The organism is Streptomyces sp. HUAS YS2 (genome assembly GCF_033343995.1).
GTDB classification, from domain to species: domain Bacteria; phylum Actinomycetota; class Actinomycetes; order Streptomycetales; family Streptomycetaceae; genus Streptomyces; species Streptomyces solicathayae.
Map to the genome: position 1 here is coordinate 3,871,060 of NZ_CP137573.1, position 19,370 is coordinate 3,890,429.

Annotated in this window: 21 protein-coding genes; 15 read left to right on the top strand and 6 right to left on the bottom strand. The window is 72.9% G+C overall.

All coding sequences use genetic code 11. The features are described from left to right. Nucleotides 1-68 precede the first annotated feature (68 nt). Entirely contained in the window at nucleotides 69-2,114 is a 2,046-nt protein-coding gene (locus R2D22_RS17750) for a fibronectin type III domain-containing protein (protein ID WP_318104701.1), read from the top strand. A 4-nt stretch (nucleotides 2,115-2,118) separates the two neighbouring features. Here the strand turns inward: R2D22_RS17750 and R2D22_RS17755 are convergent, their stop codons facing one another. Continuing rightward, entirely contained in the window at nucleotides 2,119-2,847 is a 729-nt protein-coding gene (locus R2D22_RS17755) for a cobalt-precorrin-6A reductase (RefSeq protein ID WP_318104703.1), read from the bottom strand. 12 nt (nucleotides 2,848-2,859) lie between these two features. Here R2D22_RS17755 and R2D22_RS17760 point away from each other — a divergent pair, with 12 nt between their 5' ends. From R2D22_RS17760 to R2D22_RS17770, 3 genes are read left to right on the top strand one after another with little or no spacing between them, the layout of a single operon-like run. Then, nucleotides 2,860-3,978, top strand: coding sequence for a cobalt-precorrin-5B (C(1))-methyltransferase (locus tag R2D22_RS17760; RefSeq protein ID WP_318104705.1), 1,119 nt, complete (start codon nucleotides 2,860-2,862; stop codon nucleotides 3,976-3,978). A 38-nt stretch (nucleotides 3,979-4,016) separates the two neighbouring features. Beyond that, nucleotides 4,017-4,298 (top strand): type II toxin-antitoxin system Phd/YefM family antitoxin, encoded by a 282-nt coding sequence (locus R2D22_RS17765; protein WP_318104707.1) that lies wholly within the window; start codon nucleotides 4,017-4,019, stop codon nucleotides 4,296-4,298. A gap of 3 nt (nucleotides 4,299-4,301) precedes the next feature. Continuing rightward, a complete protein-coding gene (locus R2D22_RS17770) occupies nucleotides 4,302-4,580 on the top strand; it encodes a type II toxin-antitoxin system RelE family toxin (RefSeq protein ID WP_318104709.1) in 279 nt (92 codons plus the stop codon). A 9-nt stretch (nucleotides 4,581-4,589) separates the two neighbouring features. Here R2D22_RS17770 and cobM read toward each other — a convergent pair whose 3' ends face one another. Both cobM and cbiE read right to left on the bottom strand, forming a co-directional pair. Next, entirely contained in the window at nucleotides 4,590-5,339 is a 750-nt protein-coding gene (gene cobM / locus R2D22_RS17775) for a precorrin-4 C(11)-methyltransferase (RefSeq protein WP_318104710.1), read from the bottom strand. Next, nucleotides 5,336-6,616 (bottom strand): precorrin-6y C5,15-methyltransferase (decarboxylating) subunit CbiE, encoded by a 1,281-nt coding sequence (gene cbiE, locus R2D22_RS17780; protein ID WP_318104711.1) that lies wholly within the window; start codon nucleotides 6,614-6,616, stop codon nucleotides 5,336-5,338. Before cbiE ends, cobM begins: the two co-directional genes overlap by 4 nt. Before the next feature lie 109 nt (nucleotides 6,617-6,725). Here cbiE and R2D22_RS17785 point away from each other — a divergent pair, with 109 nt between their 5' ends. From R2D22_RS17785 to R2D22_RS17795, 3 genes are all read left to right on the top strand, one after another. Beyond that, nucleotides 6,726-7,802, top strand: coding sequence for an LLM class flavin-dependent oxidoreductase (locus tag R2D22_RS17785; protein WP_318104714.1), 1,077 nt, complete (start codon nucleotides 6,726-6,728; stop codon nucleotides 7,800-7,802). 6 nt (nucleotides 7,803-7,808) lie between these two features. Beyond that, nucleotides 7,809-8,432, top strand: a complete 624-nt coding sequence (locus tag R2D22_RS17790) for an FMN reductase (RefSeq protein ID WP_318104716.1) — start codon at nucleotides 7,809-7,811, stop codon at nucleotides 8,430-8,432. Nucleotides 8,433-8,529: 97 nt separating this feature from the next. Continuing rightward, nucleotides 8,530-8,904, top strand: a complete 375-nt coding sequence (locus R2D22_RS17795; protein WP_318104718.1) for a VOC family protein — start codon at nucleotides 8,530-8,532, stop codon at nucleotides 8,902-8,904. Here R2D22_RS17795 and R2D22_RS17800 read toward each other — a convergent pair whose 3' ends face one another. From R2D22_RS17800 to R2D22_RS17810, 3 genes are all read right to left on the bottom strand, one after another. Then, nucleotides 8,905-9,774: an ABC transporter permease gene (locus tag R2D22_RS17800; protein ID WP_318104719.1), complete on the bottom strand. Its 870-nt coding sequence runs from the start codon at nucleotides 9,772-9,774 to the stop codon at nucleotides 8,905-8,907. Continuing rightward, complete coding sequence (locus R2D22_RS17805) at nucleotides 9,771-10,754, bottom strand: ATP-binding cassette domain-containing protein (protein WP_318104720.1); 984 nt, start codon at nucleotides 10,752-10,754, stop codon at nucleotides 9,771-9,773. The genes R2D22_RS17800 and R2D22_RS17805 overlap by 4 nt, the downstream gene beginning before the upstream one ends. A gap of 113 nt (nucleotides 10,755-10,867) precedes the next feature. Then, the gene (locus R2D22_RS17810; protein ID WP_318104723.1) at nucleotides 10,868-11,287 is read right to left on the bottom strand and encodes a hypothetical protein; all 420 of its coding nucleotides are present in this window, start codon (nucleotides 11,285-11,287) and stop codon (nucleotides 10,868-10,870) included. Nucleotides 11,288-11,610: 323 nt separating this feature from the next. Between R2D22_RS17810 and R2D22_RS17815 the strand changes: the two genes are divergently transcribed. The 8 genes from R2D22_RS17815 (at nucleotide 11,611) to R2D22_RS17850 (ending at nucleotide 19,243) form a co-directional block, all read left to right on the top strand. Next, nucleotides 11,611-12,198, top strand: a complete 588-nt coding sequence (locus tag R2D22_RS17815) for a hypothetical protein (protein ID WP_318104725.1) — start codon at nucleotides 11,611-11,613, stop codon at nucleotides 12,196-12,198. 121 nt (nucleotides 12,199-12,319) lie between these two features. After that, on the top strand, nucleotides 12,320-12,745 hold the full coding sequence (locus R2D22_RS17820; RefSeq protein ID WP_318104726.1) for a DUF7144 family membrane protein: 426 nt from the start codon (nucleotides 12,320-12,322) through the stop codon (nucleotides 12,743-12,745). Between the two features lie 8 nt (nucleotides 12,746-12,753). Next, complete coding sequence (locus tag R2D22_RS17825; protein ID WP_318104727.1) at nucleotides 12,754-13,191, top strand: hypothetical protein; 438 nt, start codon at nucleotides 12,754-12,756, stop codon at nucleotides 13,189-13,191. Between the two features lie 4 nt (nucleotides 13,192-13,195). Beyond that, entirely contained in the window at nucleotides 13,196-14,227 is a 1,032-nt protein-coding gene (locus R2D22_RS17830) for an endonuclease/exonuclease/phosphatase family protein (protein WP_318104728.1), read from the top strand. Between the two features lie 27 nt (nucleotides 14,228-14,254). Beyond that, nucleotides 14,255-14,491, top strand: a complete 237-nt coding sequence (locus R2D22_RS17835; protein ID WP_318109837.1) for a DUF2630 family protein — start codon at nucleotides 14,255-14,257, stop codon at nucleotides 14,489-14,491. A 104-nt stretch (nucleotides 14,492-14,595) separates the two neighbouring features. After that, complete coding sequence (locus tag R2D22_RS17840) at nucleotides 14,596-16,566, top strand: FUSC family protein (RefSeq protein WP_318104729.1); 1,971 nt, start codon at nucleotides 14,596-14,598, stop codon at nucleotides 16,564-16,566. A gap of 194 nt (nucleotides 16,567-16,760) precedes the next feature. Then, on the top strand, nucleotides 16,761-18,233 hold the full coding sequence (locus R2D22_RS17845; RefSeq protein ID WP_318104730.1) for an APC family permease: 1,473 nt from the start codon (nucleotides 16,761-16,763) through the stop codon (nucleotides 18,231-18,233). A 38-nt stretch (nucleotides 18,234-18,271) separates the two neighbouring features. Continuing rightward, nucleotides 18,272-19,243 (top strand): hypothetical protein, encoded by a 972-nt coding sequence (locus R2D22_RS17850; protein ID WP_318104731.1) that lies wholly within the window; start codon nucleotides 18,272-18,274, stop codon nucleotides 19,241-19,243. The last annotated feature ends 127 nt before the right edge of the window (nucleotides 19,244-19,370 follow it).

Below are 19,370 nucleotides of genomic sequence, written 5' to 3' on the forward strand. Positions count from 1 at the left end.
CGAGTCACACAGGCATCACTACGTTTCACGTGTTCCACGTCGGTCCGGAAAGGACCCCACTTTCTGTGATGACTCGTAACCGCCTGGGAGCGGCAGCCCTGACGGCCGCCCTCGCCACGGCCGGCGGTCTGCTGACCGCCACCCCGGCTTCCGCCGTCACCTGCACCTCTCCGGTCTGGACGGCGCAGTACTTCGCGAACACCTCGTTCAGCGGCACCCCGAAGCTGACCGCGTGCGACTCGGCCATCGCCGAGAACATGGGCAGCGGCGACCCGGCCGGCGTCACGCTCCCGAACGACAACTTCTCCATCCGCTGGCAGCTCACCCGCGACTTCGGCTCCGGCGGCCCGTTCACCTTCAACGCGGCGACGCAGGACGGCATGCGCGTCTACGTCGACGGCGTGCGCAAGATCGACCTGTGGAAGAACGTCTCCACCACCGCCCGCAAGACGCTCGACCTGAGCATCCCGGCCGGCAAGCACACCATCCGCGTGGACTACGTCGCCTGGACCGGCTACGCGTACGCCGGGTTCACCTACGCCCCGCGCACCGCGACCGGCGTCGACACCGTCAAGCCGCTGTACCCCACCGGTCTCACCGCCACGTACAACACCACGACGCTGAAGACCACGCTGCGCTGGGCCGCCAACAAGGAGATGGACCTCGCCGGGTACCGCGTGTACCGCCGGCTGAGCACCGCCCAGTGGGCCAAGGTCAGCGGCACCTCGCTGCTCACCACCCCGACCTTCGTCGACACCCCGCCCACGACCGGCCAGACGTACCTCTACGAGGTCCGCGCCGTCGACAAGGCCGGCAACGAGTCCGCCGGAAGCCTCGACGTGACGGCGAAGACCGCGGACCTCACGGGCCCGGTGGCCCCGACGGGTCTCACGGTCTCCGTCGGCGACGGGTGGTGGGCCACCCTGAACTGGCAGGCCGTTTCCGACGCGGCGAAGTACGAGGTGTACGCCTCGTCCGCGGCCACCGGCCCGTTCGAGCTGCTCGGCTCGACCACCACGGCGACCTACCGGGCCGACGCGCCCGCGAACACGACGCGGTACTACCGGGTCCGCGCCCTCGACGCGCTCGGCAACCCGGGGGCGTACGCGACGGTCACCAGTGACGGCGTCGACCGGATGCCGCCGGGGGCCCCGACCGGCGTGTACGCCGGCGCCGTTCCCGGCGCCACCTCCGTGTCCTGGACCGCGCCCGGCGGCGGCTGGTACGAGGACTGGGACAACGGCGGGCACTACCGCGTGTACCGCTCGCCCGGCAAGACCTTCGACCCTGCCGCCCGCACCCAGGTGACCTGCGACGAGGAGCAGAGCAACGAGGCGAGCAACAGAGGCACATGCGTCGACCTGGGCATGCCCATGAACACGTACGTGACGTACGCCGTGACCGCGGTGGACCCGGGCGGCAACGAGTCGGCGTACTCCACACCGGTCGTCGTCCGCACGGGCGACACCGTGGCGCCCGGCCCGGTCACCGGCGTGAAGGTCACCCCGCGCGCCGACGGCATGGTGGTGAGCTGGGCCGCCTCGCCCGAGGACGACATCGACGAGTACGTGGTGTGGAAGGGCGTCCGGGAGGCCGACGGCACGGTCAAGTGGCTCGGCCCCGACAGCTGCTGGGACAACCCGAGCAACCCGCTCGCGACCCTCTGCGGCGATCTGCCGGACGGCACGAAGCACGTCTACGCGGTGGTCGCCGTGGACCGCTGGAACAACAAGCTGCACCCGAGCGACCCGAAGGTCACCGTCGTCGAGGCCACCGAGCTCGACGTCCGGCCGTCCGTGACCGTCACCAAGAACTGGACGCTCGGCGCGCTGGGCCACGGCACGACGATCACGACCCGGCCGACCGTCACCTGGAAGTGCACCGACACCGCGGTCTGCGACACGGTCGCCGGCTACCGGGTCAGCCGGTGGAACCCGGCCGCCGGGGCGTACCAGCCGCAGCACGAGGGGCTGCTGCCGACCACGACCGGGATGTGGGAGGACGCCACGGCGACGAAGCAGAACACGTACTTCTACACGCTGGAGGCCGTGACGGCCGACGGCACCGTGGTGGGCACGTACCCCTGGTACAGCATCTTCCGGGACTGGGTCTGACGGACTAGTTCGTACGCGTGACCCAAGCGGCCGCCTCCGCCACGGAGCCGGCCGTTTCCACGCCCGCCGGCACCGGCGGGCGGCGGACGACGACGACCGGCATTCCCGCCTCGCGGGCCGCGGCGAGCTTCGGGGCGGTCGCGGCGGCCCCGCTGTCCTTGGTCACGAGCACGTCGATGCCGTGGGCGCGCAGGAGTTCCCGCTCGCCGTCGAGGGTGAACGGGCCCCGGTCCAGGAGCACTTCGGTGCGGGCCGGCATCGGCGGCTCCGGGGCGTCCACAGACCGGACGAGGAACCACTGCGGGCGGTCCGCGAAGGCGGCGAGCCCCATGCGGCCGGTCGTGAGGAACACGCGCTGTCCGAGCCCGTCCAGTGCCGCCGCCGCCTCCTCCAGCGAGCCGACCTCGTGCCAGTCGTCGCCCTCGACCGGGACCCAGCCGGGGCGGCGCAGCGCGAGCAGGGGAACATGGGCGGCAGCGGCCGCCCGGGCCGCGTTGAAACTGATCCGCTCGGCGAAGGGGTGCGTGGCGTCGATGACCCGGTCCACTCCGTGCTCGCCGATCCACCGCGCGAGCCCGTCCGGGCCGCCGAAGCCGCCGATCCGCACCTCGCCCTCGGGGAGGCGCGGGTTCGCCACCCGCCCGGCGAGCGAGCTGGTGACCCGCACCTGCGGGGCCAGCAGCCCGGCGAGGGCGCGGGCCTCGGCGGTCCCGCCGAGAATGAGAACGTGCACGGGAGTCCCTTCATGAGTTCAGGCGGCGGGCGCGACGCCCAACTCAAGCACACCGGTCTGCGGCCCGGCTGGACGACCGGGGCGTGCGCGACCGCGGCGACGACCGCCGCGTACACGGCGCTGCTCGCCGGCGACTTCCCGGACCCGGTGACGATCACGCTGCCGAAGGGCCAGACGCCGTCCTTCGCGCTGGCGGCGGAGGAACTGACCGCCGGCGCGGCCATGGCCGGAATCGTCAAGGACGCCGGCGACGACCCGGACGTGACACACGGCGCGCTGGTCCGCTCGACGGTCCGGCTGCTGCCGGCCGGTTCCGGAGTGGTGTTCCGGGCCGGGTCGGGCGTGGGGACGGTGACGCTGCCGGGGCTGCCGCTGGAGGTGGGCGAGCCGGCGATCAACCCGGTGCCGCGGCAGATGATGCGCGACCACGTGGCGCGGGTGGCCGCGGCGCACGGCGGCACGGGCGACGTGGAGATCACGGTCTCCGTCGACCACGGCGAGGAGCTGGCACGTTCCACGTGGAACCCGAGGATCGGGATCCTGGGCGGCCTCTCCATCCTCGGCACGACGGGGATCGTGGTCCCGTACTCCTGCTCGGCGTGGATCGACTCCATCCGGCGGGGCGTCGACGTGGCACGGGCCGGCGGTCTCACGCATGTCGCGGGGTGCACGGGCTCCACGTCCGAGCGGACGGTGACGGAGCTGTACGAGCTCCCCGAGATCGCCCTGCTCGACATGGGCGACTTCGCGGGCGCGGTCCTCAAGTACGTCCGGCAGCACCCGGTCGACCGGCTCACCCTGTGCGGCGGCTTCGCCAAGCTGTCCAAGCTCGCCGCCGGGCATCTGGACCTGCACTCGGCCCGCTCCCAGGTCGACAAGCCCTTCCTGGCGGACCTCGCGCGCTCGGTGGGCGCGTCCGAGCCGCTGGCCGCCGAGATCGCCGCCGCCAACACGGGCCTCGCCGCCCTCCGCCTCTGCGAGGCTGCCGGCGTCCCCCTCGGCGACGCGGTGGCCGCCCGAGCCCGCGACGAGGCCCTGTCCGTCCTGCGCGGCGCCCCGGTCACGGTCGACGTCGTCTGCATCGACCGCGCGGGAACAATGGTAGGCCGCTCGGCCCCGAAGGGGCCGTAGCAGAGACGTATCAGATGTACATCCGCTACATTTGATACATGAGCGAGCCTGTGATCGAGTCCATGGCCGAGGTCCGCAAGCACCTCGCGGACGTCATAGACCGTGCCCGAAGGGACGAGACGCCCACGATCATCACGCGCCGCGGCAGGCAGGAAGCCGTCGTCATCGACATCGCGGAGTACGAGCGGATGCGCCGACTCGCGGACGACGCCGAGGACGCCTGGCTGAACCGCCTCGCCGACCGGGCGGAGGCCGAGGGCCTCGACGGGTCGGTGTCCCTGGAAGAGATGGCCGCGGCCCTCCGCGACCATCACGCCTGACGCATGGGCTACGTCACGCGGTTCACTCCGCACGCGCAGCGAGACCTGCTCAAGATTCCACTCACGGACGCCCGGCGGATCCTCCACCGCCTCACCGAGCTGCAACAGGCGCTGACCGCCGGTGACATCGCGGCTCTGGACGTCAAGGCGCTCCAGGGCCACGACACACGTTGGCGCTTGAGAGTCGGCGACTACCGAGTGGTGTACACCGTCGAGAACGGCCGGCTCGTCGTCTGGGTGCTCACCGTCGCTCACCGACGCGACGTCTACCGGGGGCTGTGACCGCCCCCCTCAGCAGGCGTGCCGCTCCCGGGCCGGGTCGTAGAGGTGGCTGTCGCGGAACTGGGAGGCGGCCAGGGTGCGGCCGACGAGGATCACGGCGGTCTTGGTGACGCCGGCGTCCTTCACCTGCTGGGCGATGTCGTCGAGGGTGCCGCGCAGGATCAGTTCGTCCGGGCGGCTGGCCATCGCGACGACCGCGGCCGGGCACTGGGCGCCGTAGTGCGGGAGCAGTTCGGCGACGACGCGGTCCACGTAGCGGGCCGCGAGGTGCAGGACCAGGAGCGCGCCGCTGCGGCCCAGCGTGGCGAGGTCCTCGCCCTCCGGCATGGGGGTGGCCTGCTGGGCGATGCGGGTCAGGATGACGGTCTGGCCGACGGTCGGGACCGTCAGCTCCCGCTTCAGCGCCGCCGCGGCCGCGGCGAACGCCGGGACGCCGGGCACGACCTCGTACGGGATGCCCGCCGCGTCGAGCCGCCGCATCTGCTCCGCGACCGCGCTGAAGACGGACGGGTCGCCGGAGTGCAGCCGGGCCACGTCGTGGCCCTCCTCGTGGGCGCGGACGATCTCGGCGACGATCCGGTCCAGGTCCAGGTTCGCGGTGTCGATCAGCCGCGCGTCCGGCGGGCACTCGGCGAGCAGCTCACGCGGGACGAGCGAGCCCGCGTACAGGCAGACCCCGCAGGACGCGAGGGTGCGCGCGCCGCGCACGGTGATCAGGTCGGCCGCGCCGGGGCCGGCGCCGATGAAGTAGACGGTCATCCCTCTTCAGAACCTTTCGTTACGGACCACTGGGTGACCGGCATCGCCTGGCGCCAGCCGGTGAAGCCGCCCACCGGGACGGCCGTCGCGACCGCGAGCCGGACCAGCTCGCCGCCGTGCCGGCCGTACCACTCGGCGAGCAGCGCCTCGGACTCCAGGGTCACGGTGTTCGCGACCATCCGGCCGCCGGTCGGCAGCGCGGCCCAGCAGGCGTCGAGCAGACCGGGGGCGGTGAGCCCGCCGCCGATGAAGATCGCGTCCGGAACCGGCAGTCCGGCCAGGGCCTCGGGCGCGGGGCCGGTGACGACGCGGAGTTTCGGCACGCCGAGCGCGAGCATGTTGCGGCCGATCCGCTCGGCGCGCTCGGGGTGCTTCTCGACGACGATCGCCCGGCACGTCCGGTGCGTGCGCATCCATTCGATGCCGATGGAGCCGGAGCCACCGCCGACGTCCCAGAGCAGTTCGCCGGGGGCGGGGGCGAGGGCCGCGAGGGTGGCGGCGCGCACGTAGCGCTTGGTGAGCTGGCCGTCGTGCTCGTACGCCTCGTCCGGCAGGCCGGGCACGGCGCCGAGGCGGAGCGCGTCGGGGTCGCGGACGCAGTCGATCGCGACGACGTTCAGGGCGTCGAGCCGCTCGTCGTCGTCCCAGCCGCCCGCCGTGCCGTCGACGGTCCGCTCGTACGGGCCGCCGAGCTGTTCGAGCACCCGCATCCGGCTGCCGCCGTACCCCTTCTCCCTCAGCAGCGCGGCGACGGCGCCGGGGGTGTGCCGGTTCGCGCTGAGGACCAGCAGCCGCCGGCCGTCGTGGAGGGCGGCGACGAGCGAGGCCACCGGCCTGCCCACCAGCGTCACGATCTCGACGTCCTCCAGCGGCCAGCCGAGGCGGGCGCAGGCGTACGAGACGGAGGACGGGTGCGGCAGGACGTGGAGCCGGTCGGCGCCGACGGTCTCGGCGAGGGTCCGGCCGATGCCGTAGAACGTCGGGTCGCCGCTGGCGAGCACCGCGATCCGGCGCCCGTCGTGCTCGGCGATCAGGCCGGCGACGGTCGGGCGCAGGGGGGACAGCCAGGTGACGCGCTCGCCGGGGCAGTCGTCGGCGGGCACGAGCTGCAGCTGGCGCAGGCCGCCGATCAGCACCTCGGCCTCGCGGAGCACCCTGCGGGAGGCCTCGGGGAGTCCGTCCCAGCCGTCCGCGCCGATGCCGACGACCGATACGGGGCGCGGGGGCGGGGAAGGGGGTCCTGAGCTCACGCCCGGAACTCTACGTGACCGGAACATGACCTCCGAGGTGAGCCGGATCACCCGAAGGGCCCGGGAATAGGGCGCGAGGGGGTACCGTTGAGGCAGTCAGTTCAACTTTCAACAATCAGCGCGAGAGGCGATCACGATGCAGTTCGGCATTTTCACCGTCGGCGATGTGACGACCGACCCGACCACCGGCCGCACCCCCACCGAGCACGAGCGCATCAAGAACACCGTCGCCATCGCGCTGAAGGCGGAAGAGGTCGGCCTGGACGTCTTCGCGACCGGCGAGCACCACAACCCGCCGTTCGTCCCGTCGTCCCCGACGACCCTGCTCGGCCACATCGCGGCCCGCACCGAGAACCTGATCCTGTCCACGTCCACGACGCTGATCACCACCAACGACCCGGTGAAGATCGCCGAGGACTACGCGACGCTCCAGCACCTCGCCGACGGCCGCGTCGACCTGATGATGGGCCGCGGGAACACCGGCCCGGTCTACCCGTGGTTCGGCCAGGACATCCGGCAGGGCATCCCGCTCGCCATCGAGAACTACGCGCTCCTCCACAAGCTGTGGAGGGAGGACGTGGTCGACTGGGAGGGCAAGTTCCGCAGCGCGCTCCAGGGCTTCACGTCCACCCCGCGCCCGCTGGACGGTGTCCCGCCGTTCGTCTGGCACGGCTCCATCCGCTCCCCGGAGATCGCCGAGCAGGCCGCGTACTACGGCGACGGCTTCTTCGCCAACCACATCTTCTGGCCCAAGCAGCACACCGAGAAGATGATCCGGCTCTACCGGCAGCGGTACGCGCACTACGGCCACGGCACCCCCGAGCAGGCGATCGTCGGCCTCGGCGGCCAGGTCTTCATGCGGAAGAACTCGCAGGACGCGGTACGGGAGTTCCGCCCGTACTTCGACAACGCGCCGGTCTACGGCCACGGCCCGTCGCTCGAGGAGTTCAGCAGCCAGACCCCGCTGACCGTCGGCTCCCCGCAGGAGGTCATCGAGCGCACCCTGTCCTTCCGCGACTACGTCGGCGACTACCAGCGCCAGCTCTTCCTGGTGGACCACGCCGGTCTGCCGCTGAAGACCGTCCTGGAGCAGCTCGACATCCTCGGCGAGGAGGTCGTCCCGGTGCTCCGCAAGGAGTTCGCGAACCTGCGCCCGGCGGACGTCCCGTCGACCGCGCCGCTCCACCCCGCAGTGACCACGAAGGAGGCTTGAGCAGCCATGCAGACCCTGAAGCTCGTCGCCGTCTCGGCCGGCCTCAGCTCGCCGTCCTCCACCCGGCTGCTCGCCGACCGCCTGCTCCAGGCGGCCCGGTACCGGCTGGCCGAGCAGGAGTACGCGGTCGACGTCGAGGTCGTCGAACTGCGCGACCTCGCCGTCGACATCGCGAACAACTTCGTCACCGGCTTCCCCTCGGAGAAGCTGCAGACGGCGATCGACACGGTGACGGGCGCGGACGGCGTGGTGGCGGTGACGCCGGTGTTCACCGCGTCGTACAGCGGCCTGTTCAAGTCGTTCTTCGACCTGATCGACCCGGCGGCCCTGACCGGCACCCCGGTCCTGGTCGCCGCCACCGGCGGCACCGCCCGCCACTCCCTGGTCCTCGACCACGCCCTGCGGCCGCTCTTCGCCTATCTGCGCGCCCAGGTGATCCCCACGGCCGTCTACGCGGCCTCTGAGGACTGGGGCTCCGGCGGCGACGAGTACACCGAGGGCCTCCCCGCCCGCATCACCCGGGCGGGCGCGGAACTGGCCACGGCCGTGGCCGCCCGTCCGGCCCGGACGCAGGACCTCGACGAGGTCGTGCCGTTCGAGCGGCAGCTCGCCGACCTGCGGCTCGACTGAATCGCGGGGTCCGAAAGGGGTCTCGACGGAGTCCCACGGGAGTCCGGAAGAGATCCGCCCGGGAGCGCGGGACGCCGGTCGGGAGCATGATGCCCCCATGGACATCAAGCTGGAACTGATCGGCGTCCCCGTCACCGATGTCGACCGTGCCAAGGCCTTCTACGAGCAGGTCGGGTTCAACGCCGACCACGACGTGACCGTCAGCGACGACATCCGCTTCGTGCAGATGACGCCGCCCGGCTCTGCCTGTTCGATCGCCTTCGGCAAGGGCATCACGGAGATGACCCCGGGCTCGCTGGACAACATGCAGGTCGTCGTCAAGGACATCGAGGAGGCGCACGCCGACCTCACCGGCCGGGGCATCGACGTCAGCCCCATCGACGACCAGCCCTGGGGCTCCTTCGTCTACTTCGCCGACCCCGACGGCAACCGCTGGGCGGTCCAGCAGACCACCCCGCGCGACGCCGCCTGACTACTTCCGGTTGTACAGCCGCATCGTCACCGCGCCGAAGACCAGCGCGAACAGCACCGACCACCCCAGCGACCAGGCGATCTCCGCCGTCGGCCATTCGCCCGCCATCAACTCGCGCACCGCCGTGGCCACATGCGTCACCGGGTTGTTGTTGACGAAGGCCTGCAGCCAGCCGGGCATCGTGCTCGGGTCGACGAACACGTTGGAGAGGAAGGTGACCGGGAAGATGACCATCATCGAGACGCCCATCACCGACTTCTCGCTGCGCAGCAGCAGGCCGAACATGGTCCAGATCCACGAGAAGCCGAACGAGAAGACCAGGAGCAGCGCCACTCCCAGCAGGACGCCCGCCGCTCCGCCGGCCGGCCGGTAGCCGATGAGCAGGCCGACGGAGAGCATCACCACCGAGGCGATGACGTAGCGGACCACGTCGCCGAGCAGATAGCCGACCATCGGCGCCGGGCGCCAGATCGGCAGGGTGCGGAAGCGGTCGAAGACGCCCTTGTCGATGTCGTTGTTGACCGACACCCCGGTGTACATCGTGATCATCACGACGCTCATCACCAGGATGCCCGGCAGCAGGAACTGGATGTACTCCGAGACCGAGCCGGCCAGCGCACCGCCGAAGAGGTACGTGTACATCAGCACCATCATGATCGGGAACGCGGTCACGTCGAAGAGCTGCTCCGGCACGTGCTTGATCTTCAGCATCGCCCGCCATCCGAAGGTCAGCGACGCGGACAGCGCGCCGGGGCGCTGCGGGCGCTCGTGTCCGGCGAGCAGCGCGGCGAGTTCGTCGGCCTTCGGCGCGACGAAGTCCAGGGCCGCGGTGTCCTTGTCCGTCCCGGTGCCGGTGGTCGCCGTCGTCATGCCTCCGTGCCCTTCCGTCCCTCGTCCCGCCCGTCGGTCAGCGCCAGGAACACCTCGTCGAGGCTGGGCTGGCCGAGGGCGAAGTTGTCGACCGTGATCCCGGCCCGGGCCAGCTCCGCCAGCGCCCGCGCCGCCTGTTCCGCCGCGCCCAGGTCCGTGCCGTGGCCGTTCACCGTCGCGGTGAGCGCCACCGGGTCCGGGTCCAGCTGGACGAGCGCCCGCAGTTCGGTCGCAAGCACCCGCTCCGCGTCCGGCCGCTGCGCCGCCTCCCGGAGCCGGACGTGCACCGAACCCGAGCCCACGGACGCCTTCAACTCGCCCTTCGTGCCCTCCGCGATGACCCTGCCGTGGTCGATCACGGCGATCCGGGAGGCCAGTTGGTCCGCCTCGTCCAGGTACTGCGTGGTGAGCAGCACCGTCGTGCCCTGCGCGACGACGGCCCGCACGATGTCCCAGACCTGGTTACGGCTGCGCGGGTCGAGCCCCGTGGTCGGCTCGTCGAGGAAGAGGAGGTCGGGAACGTTCAGGAGCGAGGCCGCGATGTCGATGCGCCGCCGCATGCCGCCCGAGTAGTTCTTGACCTGCCGGTCGGCCGCCCCGGCGAGCCCGAACGCGGCGAGCAGCTGCGCCGCCCGCTCCTTCGCGGCGGGGCGGGTGAAGCCGATCAGCCGGCCCAGCAGGACCAGGTTCTCGGTGCCGGTGAGGTCCTCGTCGACGGAGGCGTACTGGCCGATGAAGCCGACCCGGTCGCGTACGGCGTCGGCGTCGCGGACCACGTCCCGGCCGAACACCCGGGCGCTGCCGCCGTCCGGGCGGAGCAGGGTCGCGAGCATCTTCACGGCCGTAGTCTTCCCGGCGCCGTTCGGCCCGAGCACCCCGTAGACCGTCCCGGCCGGGACCCGCAGGTCGACACCGTCGACGGCGCGGTTGGCGCCGAAGACCTTGACGAGTCCGTCGGTCTCGATGGCGAGGTCGGACATGCGCATCCTCCGGGCCGGGGCGTTCGGGCCGCTCTCCCCAGTCTCCGTCCTCCGGGGACGGGATGCCAGAGGACTGCCGGACGGCCCGCCCGCGCCCCGGCCCGGGCCCGCTGTCAGTTCCTGATCGGCCTGCCCCGGGCGTCCTCGTGCGTGTAGTACATGTAGAACATGCCGAGCGTCGTGCCCGCCATGATGATCAGTCCGAGCACGGACGACGACAGGATGCTCGCGTCGGACAGGCTGAACAGGAAGCCGACCGCGCCGCCCGCGACCACGCCCCAGGCCGCCGCGTGCAGTTCGCGGGGCAGCAGCGGCCCGACGGTGTGCACGGCGTAGACCGCGCCCGCGAGCACCGCTCCGGAGATCAGGCCGAGCCAGAGCTGGCCCCAGGACCATCCGCCGCCGCCGCGTGCGACGGTCGACGTGTAGAGGCCGTAGACGACGCCCAGCGTGACCGGGAAGCCCCAGCCGCGGGTCACGCCCTCGTAGTGCCGTACGTGGCGCCGTATCGGCACCGCTGCGTGTGCGGCCATGGCAGGAGCTCCTTCGCGCTCGCCCCCTGGAAACCTCACCCTCCAGGGCACACCCGGAGCCCCCGCCCGCGCAACTGGATCAGCCGACGGCGGGGCGCACCGCCACCGCGTCGATCTCGAACAGCGCCCCGGGCAGCGCCGGCGCGCCGTCCAGAATCATGGGGGCAACCGCGTTCGCCACTACGTGTCACACGCCCGTGACACGGAACGGACGCCTCACTCACACAAGATCCATAAATTCGTTCGTGCAGCCGGCCAGAACTCAACGGCCCCGACCGAACGAGACGTCAGCGGCATGCGGCTCTTCCTCCGTCCACCGGGGCATGCAGTTCTCCACGGACTGGGTCACCCTGGACACCCGGGGCACGCTCAGCTCCTACCTCGACACCGAGGTGCGCAGCGACCTGACCGACCGCGTCGAGGGCTGCACCGCGACCCGCACGGCCGGCGCCGGCTTCCACGGGCTCGACGTCAAGCTGAGCAACGGCCCCAAGGGCCCGGTCGCCGAGGTCTCGCTGCGCGGCAAGGTCCTCGCGAGCCTCGACAAGAAGCACGACACCGCGTTCTACGGCGGCGCGCGCATCAAGGGCCTGCTCGACCCGGCCCCGTCCGTCCCGTCCTTCCAGATGCGGCAGTACGGCGGCCCGATCCCCTGGTCGACCCTCGCGTTCCCCGCGGCCCCGAAGTGCGACGTCACCTCGTCGGCGATGCCCGCCGCCGAGCCGGCCACGCAGACGGGCGCACAGACCGGCGCGCAGACCATCGTCGTGCCGCAGGGCGGCGTCGCCGCCGGCGCCGAACTGCCGCAGACCACCGACGGCCGGCTGCTCTTCGCGGGCGGCGGCGCGCTGGTCGCGGCGGGCGCGGCGGGCGTCGCGCTCGCGCTGCACCGCCGCCACGGCGCGCGCTGAACCCCGCGCACCACTCTCCGAGCGGCCCCGAGCGCCCCGCCACGCCTTCCCGTGGTGGGGCACTCACCCGTTCGGCCCAGCAGAAAGTTCGGTGCTGCACCAACGACCGGACGATGTGGTCATGAGCCAGAACACCGCACCCCGCAGCAGCACCGCCGGTGGATGGGCCGCCGGCGGCACCTTGTTCGCCGGCGTCCTGATGCTGGTCACCGGCATCATGGACATCTTCCAGGGCATCGCAGGCATCGCCGAGGACGACGTCTACGCCCGCATCGGCAGCTACGTCTTCGAGTTCAACCTGACCACCTGGGGCTGGATCCACCTGGTCCTCGGCATCGTCGTGGCCATCGCGGGCTACGGCATCCTCAAGGGCGCCGAGTGGGGCCGCATCGCCGGTATCTCGCTGGCCGCGCTGAACATCGTGGCCCAGTTCCTGTTCCTGCCGTACCAGCCCTGGTGGGCCCTGTTCTCCATGGCCATCTCGGTCTTCGTGATCTGGGCGCTGGCGACCGACGAGGCGTACGGCCACGACGCCACCCGGATGTGAGGCGCCCCGTGAGTTCAGCACCACGACGCAGCGCCGTACTCGCCCTCGCCGCCGCCCTGGCCCTCGGGGTCTCCGGCTGCGACGAGGCCGGGGACGTGGTCGGGGGCGTCGTCTCCTCCGCCACGGCGGCGGCCGCCTCGGCCGCCGAGAAGAAGATGGACGAGGTCAAGGACGGGGTGAAGGCCACCGAGGAGGTGAAGGCCGGGGCCACCTCGGTGGACGGCGACCGCACGGTCGCCGAGATCACCGCGACGAATCCCCAGGACAAGAGCGCCGATTACACGATCAAGGTCGACTTCCGCGACCCGGACGGCAACCTGCTCGACACGGTCGTCCTGAACATCGACGGCGTCGAGCCCGGCAAGTCCAAGACGGGCACCGCCCGCAGCAACCGCTCGCTGTCCGGCGAGACGAAGGCGGAGATCGGGCAGGCGCTGCGACACTGACCGCGTGCACCCCGACCCCGGTTCCCGCCCCGGTCCCGACCCAGGCGCCGCACCGCCCGCGCCCCCCGGCCCCCGTCCGCGTCGGGGTGTGCGGGCGGTCGCCGCCTGGGCCGCCGCGCTGCTCGTGGCCGTCCCCGTCGTGGTGACGGCCTGCCGACTGATCGGCACCGACGCCTTCACCCCCGTACCGCAGCTGCTGTCCGCGCTGCCGTGGCTCACCGTCCCGGCCGCGGTCGCGCTGCCGCTCGCCCTGGCCGCGCGCAGCCGGACGCTCGTCGGGATCACCGCGGCCGCCCTCGCCGGGACGCTCTGGTACCTCCAGGGGTACGGGCCCGGCTCCACCGGGGCCGACGGACCGGTCGTCGCACGGCTGCGGGTGCTCGCCTCGAACGTCGAATTCGGCGTGGCGACCGGCCGGTTGCTGGCCGCCGCACGCGCCGAGCGGCCGCAGCTGATGTTCGTCACCGAGTGCGACCCGGCCTGCGTACGGACCCTCGCGGACGGGCTGCGCGACCGTCTGCCGTACCGGGTGACCGTCGACGGGGCCGGCTCGACGGGCTCGGCGATCCTCAGCGCCTACCCGCTCACGGCGGAGCCGCCGCTGCCCGCCGCGATGGGGATGCCCGGGGCGAAGGCCCGGATCGGCGGCCGGGACGTACGCCTGCGGCTGGCGCACCCGCTGCCGCCGCTGCCCGGACAGGTGGACGGGTGGCGCGCGGAGCTGGGGCGGGTGCGGTCGTGGGCCGCCACGGCCGTGCCCGCCGGGCCCGTCCTGCTGGCCGGCGACTTCAACGCCTCGCAGGACCACGCGGCGTTCCGGGACATCCTCGACACGGGCCTGCACGACGCGGCCCGTCTGACGGGGGAGGCGCGGACCCCGACCTGGCCGCGGGAGGGGGCCGTGCCGACGTACACGCAGATCGACCATGTGCTGGCCGGCCGGGACTTCTCCGCGCGCGGGACCCGGTTCCTGGATCTGGCGGGCACCGACCACCGGGCCGTGCTGGCCGATCTCGACCTGCACGCGGACGGTTGATTTGTCACGCTTGAGGGCATGAGCCCCATGAACAACGAGCAGATCCTGGACAACATCGGAGCGCTCGTCGAAGAGGAACGAATCCTGCGGCGGCGGACCGGCGGACTGCTCCCGGAGGAGCTGACCCGGCTCGCGGAGCTGGAGGTGCAACTGGACCAGGCCTGGGACCTGTTGCGGCAGCGCCGGGCCAAGGAGGAGTACGGGGACGACCCGGACACGGCGGCGGTGCGCCCGGCCTCCGAGGTGGAGGGCTACCGCAGCTGACCGTGCGAAGAGAGCCGGCCGCACGACGCGAGCCGGCCGCACGACGCAGGCCGGTGGTGCGACGAACCGGCCGCCCGCGCCGGGCCCGGGCCTAGGGTTGGCGCATGGCACGACCCGCACGGCTCGCACCCCCCGCCTGGCTCACCGAGGGCCTGCGCCCGCAGCCCGCGCCGATCCCTTGGGCCGCCGTCGCCCGCGCGTCGATCGCGCTGTCCGCACCGCTCGCCGTCGGCATGGCCACCGACCGGCCCGTGTACGGCGCACTGGTCTCCATGGGCGCGCTCTCCGGGGTCATCGGCGACACCGCCGACGCGTACCGCATGCGGGTCTTCAACATCGCCGTCCCCCAGCTCTTCGGCGCCCTCGGCGTCACCCTCGGCTCCCTGGTGTTCGGGCACGGCTGGACCGCGGTCGCCGTGGTCACCCTGGTCGCGCTGGTCTCCGGCATGATCTCGTCGATCGGCGCGATCGCCTCGGTCTCCGGACTGCTGCTCCTCCTCAACACGGTCGTCGGCGCAGGGCTGCCGATGCCCGACCCGTGGTGGCTGCCCGCCCTGCTGCTCGGCCTCGGCGGGGTCGTCGTCCTCGTGCTGACCCTGCTGGGGTGGCCGCTGCGCCGCGGCGCGCCCGAGAAGGGCTCGGTGGCCGCCGCCTACCGGGCCGTCGCCGACCTGTTGGAGGCCGCCGGATCGGAGGAGTACGAGGAACGCCGCCGAGAGGTCACCCAGGCCCTCAACCAGTCGTACGACCTGGTGCTCGCCCGGCGGGCCCGCGAGCACGGCCGCGCACCGGTCCTGATCCGGCTGCTCGCCCAGCTCAACGCGCTGATCCCGCTGGTCGAGGCCGCACCCGCGGCCAACCTGCGGGGCCGGCTGATCGGCCCGCTGCCGCCGGAGATCCCGGCCGCCGTCCGGGACCTGGCCGACGCCGTCGAGGAGGGGCGCACCGGCGCACCGGACCTCGCCCTGCCCGAGCCGGAGCGGCCCGCCGAACGGGCCGTCGACCGGGCGCTGCGGTACGCGGCCACCGTCGTCCACAAGGCCGAGCCGAACCCGTACAACGTCGACGACCGGCTCGGCCGGCCCGCCGCGCTGCGGGTCCGGGTGCGGCGCACCGCCCGCTCGGTGCTGTTCTCCGAGCAGTCCTGGCGGTACGGGCTGCGGCTCGCGCTGTGCATCGGGCTCGCCCAGTCGCTGGTGTCGCTGATCGACGTGCCCCGCTCGTACTGGGTCGCGCTCACCGTCACCTTCGTCATGAAGCCGGACTTCGGCTCGGTGTTCTCGCGCGCCGTACTGCGTGCGCTGGGCACCGCGTTCGGCCTGGTGACGGCGGCGGTCGTGCTCGCGGAGGTGCCGCGCGGCTGGTGGGACGTGCCGGTGATGATGGTGCTGGCGGCGCTGATCCCGGCGTTCTCGGCGAAGGGGTACGCCTTCCAGACCGCGGCCATCACCCCGGTCATCCTGCTGCTGTCCGACCTGATCAACCGGCAGGGCTTCGACCTGATCCTGCCCCGGCTGTACGACTCCCTCATCGGCTGCGGGATCTCGCTGGTCGCGGGCTACCTGCTCTGGCCGGAGTCCTGGCACACCCGGATCGGCGACCGGCTCGCCGACGCGATCGCCGACACGGCCCGCTACGTCGCCCTCGCCTTCGCCCCCGAACGCCCCGACGGGCCGGGGAAGAAGTCCGGCGACCAGGCCGCCCGGGTCCGCTCCCGGCGCAAGCTCTACCGGGACCTGTCCGCCGTACGGGCCGAGTTCCAGAGGGCGTTGACCGAGCCGCCGCCCACCGGGACGCGGGCCGCCGCCTGGTGGCCGCTGCTCGTCGCCGTCGAGCGGATCGTGGACGCCACCACCGCCGCCCGGGTCCGCGTCGACCACGGGGCCCCGCCGCCGGACCCTGCCGAGGCCGCCGCGATCGAGCGCGAGCTGCGCGAACTCTCCGCCGGGGTGCGGGAGTCCGAGGTCCTGTTCGCGGTGCGGACCGATCTGACGGGCCCCGACGACAGTGTGCTGCAGCCGCTGCGCCAGGAGGTACGGGCCGCCCGTGCGATCGCCGATCCCGGCCCCAAGTAGTACGCCCGGCGGGGCCGTCGACCCCCCGGCTGTCCCATCCTGCGGAATCCTGGCCACCGCCGCCACCACGAGCCGACGGGGCGGCTAGCATGCGCTCCATCTCCCGCGCGCACCGGCGGACACCCGAACCGGAGGCACGCCCCCTATCGTCCTGCACCACCTCCGGGCTTCCGGCTCACCCAAGGACATCCGCCATGCGCAGTTCCACCGGCAGAGGGCTCCAGCCCAATGTCCTCGGCACGTTCGACACCATCGTGATGGCGGTCGCCGGCAGCGCCCCCGCGTACTCGCTCGCCGCCACCACGGCCGTCCTCTTCGGCACCGTCGGCCTCGCCGGCCCCGCCGCGCTGCTGTACTGCGCGATCCCGATGCTCGGCATCGTCCTCGCCTACGCCCGGCTGGGCCGGATCGACGTCAACGCCGGCGCCGGGTACTCCTGGGTGGGCCGCACCCTGCACCCGTTCCTCGGTTTCCTGTCCGGCTGGGCGCTGGTGGTCTCCGCGACCGTGTTCATGGTGGCCGGCTCGCTGCCCGCCGGGGTGCTGACGCTCTCCCTGATCGACCAGGACCTCGCCGGGAACACCCCGCTCGCCGCCGCCGTCGGCGCGGGCTGGTTCCTGATGATGCTGCTGGTGGTGCTCGGCGGCGCGCGGCTCACCGTACGCGCCCAACTCCTCATGTCCGGCGTCGAGATCGCGATCCTGTTGGTGTTCCTGCTGGCCGCGCTGCTGCACCGGGGCGCGGCGACCGCCTTCGACTGGTCGTGGTTCGGCCTCGGGCACTTCGACGGACCGGCCGGCTTCGCCTCGGGCGCGCTGATCGCCGCGTTCTACTACTGGGGCTGGGACGTCACCAGCAACCTCAGCGAGGAGACCCGGGACAGCCGCCGCACCGCCGGACTCGCCGCGCTCGTCGGCGTCGGCGTGGTCTTCCTGCTGTTCGAGGCGGTCACGGTGGCCGTGAACGTGATCGTGAGCGCGGAGCGGATCGAGGCGAGCGGGGCGAACGTGCTCGCCGTGCTCGGCCACGAGATCTGGCCGGGCGCGGGCGGGAAGCTGCTCGTCGCGGCCGTCCTGCTGTCCACGGTCGCCACCCTGGAGACCACCCTCATCCAGGTCACCCGCTCGCTGTTCGCGATGGGCCGGGACCGGACGCTGCCGGCCTCGCTCGGCACCGTGCACCGCCGCTGGAACACCCCGTGGGTGGCGATCGCCGCCGTCGGCGGAGCGGCCATGGTGCTGTTCGCCGCGGCGGCCGCCGCGGGCTCGGTGCAGAGCGTGCTGCGCGACGCGGTCGCGGCGATCGGCCTGCAGATCGCGTTCTACTACGGCCTGGCGGGGCTCGCCGCGGTCGTCGCGTACCGCGGCATGCTGCTCGGCTCGGTACGGAACTTCCTGCTCGGCGGCGCGTGGCCGCTGCTCGGCTCGGCGTTCATGCTCTGGGTGTTCGTCGAATCGCTCGGCACGCTGTCCACCACCGCCCTCGTCATCGGCCTCGGCGGCCTGCTCGCCGGCCTCGTGCCCATGGTCGTGTACCGGAGGAAGGGCAGCGCCTACTACCGTCCCGCCAAGCTCGACGCGGCCCGTGCGCTGGCCGCCGACGGGCCGTACACCCCCCGCCCGCGCCTCCCCCGCCGGGACGACGGCATGCCGGCGACCGACTTCTGACCGCTGCCCGCCCGACGCGTTCGACGGAAGGAGACCCGATGGCCGCGCGCCGCCGACCCGCCCGCTTCGTCCCGGACTTCGACCCCGACCACGGCGACCGCCCACTCACCGAGGCGCGCCAGGACATGGTCATCGGCCGCTGGCAGGGCGTCCGCGACCTGTTGCGGGCGACCGGGGCGGACTGGCCGCGCCGCACCCACCGGCTGCGGCTGCTGTCGCACGCCGCCGCCGACAGCTCCGTCGCCGAGGCGTGGCGGGCCGCCGAGCCGGGCGACCCGGACGCGGCGGTGCTGCGGGCGGCCACCGAGGTGGTCCGGGTCTTCAACGAGGCGATCGCCGTCGGCCGCGGCACCGCCGTGGACCGCGGCCGGCTCGACGCGGCGGTCGACGCCTGCCTGGGCGCCGCCGAGGCAGCGCCCGCCGACCCGATGCCGTGGGTGTCGCTGCTGACCGTGGCCCGGCTGTACGAGGGCGGGGTCGCCCGGGGCGAACTGCGGCACTGGTTCGACGAACTGCGCCGCCGCGACCCGTACAACACGGAGGGCCACGCGCAGGTCATGCGGTACTGGTCGGCGCGATGGCACGGCACGCACGGCGCGATGTACGACTTCGCGCGCAGCGCGGCCGGGGTCGCCCCACCGGGATCGCCGCTGCCGGTGCTCGTGCAGGTCGCGCGGGTGGAGGAGTACCGCTACATCGCCGACGGGGCGCGCGGCCGGGGACCGGTGCGCGGTTTCGACCAGCACTGGAAGCACGAGCTGGCGGTGACGGAGCTGCGCCGCACGTTCGAGCGGTGGATCGGCGGCCGGGACCCGGGCCGGCCGGTCGCGCCGGAGGAGGTCGCGGACCTCAACTACCTGGCGCACGCGGCGTGCTACGCGGGCCAGGTGGAACTGGCCCGGCGGGTGCTCGGGATGCTCGGGACGCGGGCGGCGTGGGTGCCGTGGGCGTACACGGGGGAGCCGGAGGAGCAGTTCGTACGGTTCCGGGAGGGCCTGGAGCCGGAGTAGCGGGAAGGGGCGCGGGTGGACGGACCCGCGCCCCCGTCACCGGTCGGCGCGGGCGGACGGAGCCGCGCCCCAGTCACCGGTCGGCGCGGGCGGACGGACCCGCGCCTCTCGGCGTGTCACCGGTTCG

Excerpts from the sequence above, each read along its gene's own strand:
- R2D22_RS17815 (WP_318104725.1), top strand. The coding sequence starts at position 11,611 with ATGCAGTTCTCCACGGACTGGGTCACCCTGGACACCCGGGGCACGCTC.
- R2D22_RS17835 (WP_318109837.1), top strand. The coding sequence starts at position 14,255 with ATGAACAACGAGCAGATCCTGGACAACATCGGAGCGCTCGTCGAAGAG.
- R2D22_RS17790 (WP_318104716.1), top strand. The coding sequence starts at position 7,809 with ATGCAGACCCTGAAGCTCGTCGCCGTCTCGGCCGGCCTCAGCTCGCCG.
- R2D22_RS17770 (WP_318104709.1), top strand. The coding sequence starts at position 4,302 with ATGGGCTACGTCACGCGGTTCACTCCGCACGCGCAGCGAGACCTGCTC.
- cbiE (WP_318104711.1), bottom strand. The coding sequence starts at position 6,616 with ATGTTCCGGTCACGTAGAGTTCCGGGCGTGAGCTCAGGACCCCCTTCC.
- R2D22_RS17760 (WP_318104705.1), top strand. The coding sequence starts at position 2,860 with ATGAGTTCAGGCGGCGGGCGCGACGCCCAACTCAAGCACACCGGTCTG.
- R2D22_RS17840 (WP_318104729.1), top strand. The coding sequence starts at position 14,596 with ATGGCACGACCCGCACGGCTCGCACCCCCCGCCTGGCTCACCGAGGGC.
- cobM (WP_318104710.1), bottom strand. The coding sequence starts at position 5,339 with ATGACCGTCTACTTCATCGGCGCCGGCCCCGGCGCGGCCGACCTGATC.
- R2D22_RS17795 (WP_318104718.1), top strand. The coding sequence starts at position 8,530 with ATGGACATCAAGCTGGAACTGATCGGCGTCCCCGTCACCGATGTCGAC.
- R2D22_RS17805 (WP_318104720.1), bottom strand. The coding sequence starts at position 10,754 with ATGTCCGACCTCGCCATCGAGACCGACGGACTCGTCAAGGTCTTCGGC.
- R2D22_RS17750 (WP_318104701.1), top strand. The coding sequence starts at position 69 with ATGACTCGTAACCGCCTGGGAGCGGCAGCCCTGACGGCCGCCCTCGCC.
- R2D22_RS17845 (WP_318104730.1), top strand. The coding sequence starts at position 16,761 with ATGCGCAGTTCCACCGGCAGAGGGCTCCAGCCCAATGTCCTCGGCACG.
- R2D22_RS17765 (WP_318104707.1), top strand. The coding sequence starts at position 4,017 with ATGAGCGAGCCTGTGATCGAGTCCATGGCCGAGGTCCGCAAGCACCTC.
- R2D22_RS17850 (WP_318104731.1), top strand. The coding sequence starts at position 18,272 with ATGGCCGCGCGCCGCCGACCCGCCCGCTTCGTCCCGGACTTCGACCCC.
- R2D22_RS17800 (WP_318104719.1), bottom strand. The coding sequence starts at position 9,774 with ATGACGACGGCGACCACCGGCACCGGGACGGACAAGGACACCGCGGCC.
- R2D22_RS17785 (WP_318104714.1), top strand. The coding sequence starts at position 6,726 with ATGCAGTTCGGCATTTTCACCGTCGGCGATGTGACGACCGACCCGACC.
- R2D22_RS17810 (WP_318104723.1), bottom strand. The coding sequence starts at position 11,287 with ATGGCCGCACACGCAGCGGTGCCGATACGGCGCCACGTACGGCACTAC.
- R2D22_RS17820 (WP_318104726.1), top strand. The coding sequence starts at position 12,320 with ATGAGCCAGAACACCGCACCCCGCAGCAGCACCGCCGGTGGATGGGCC.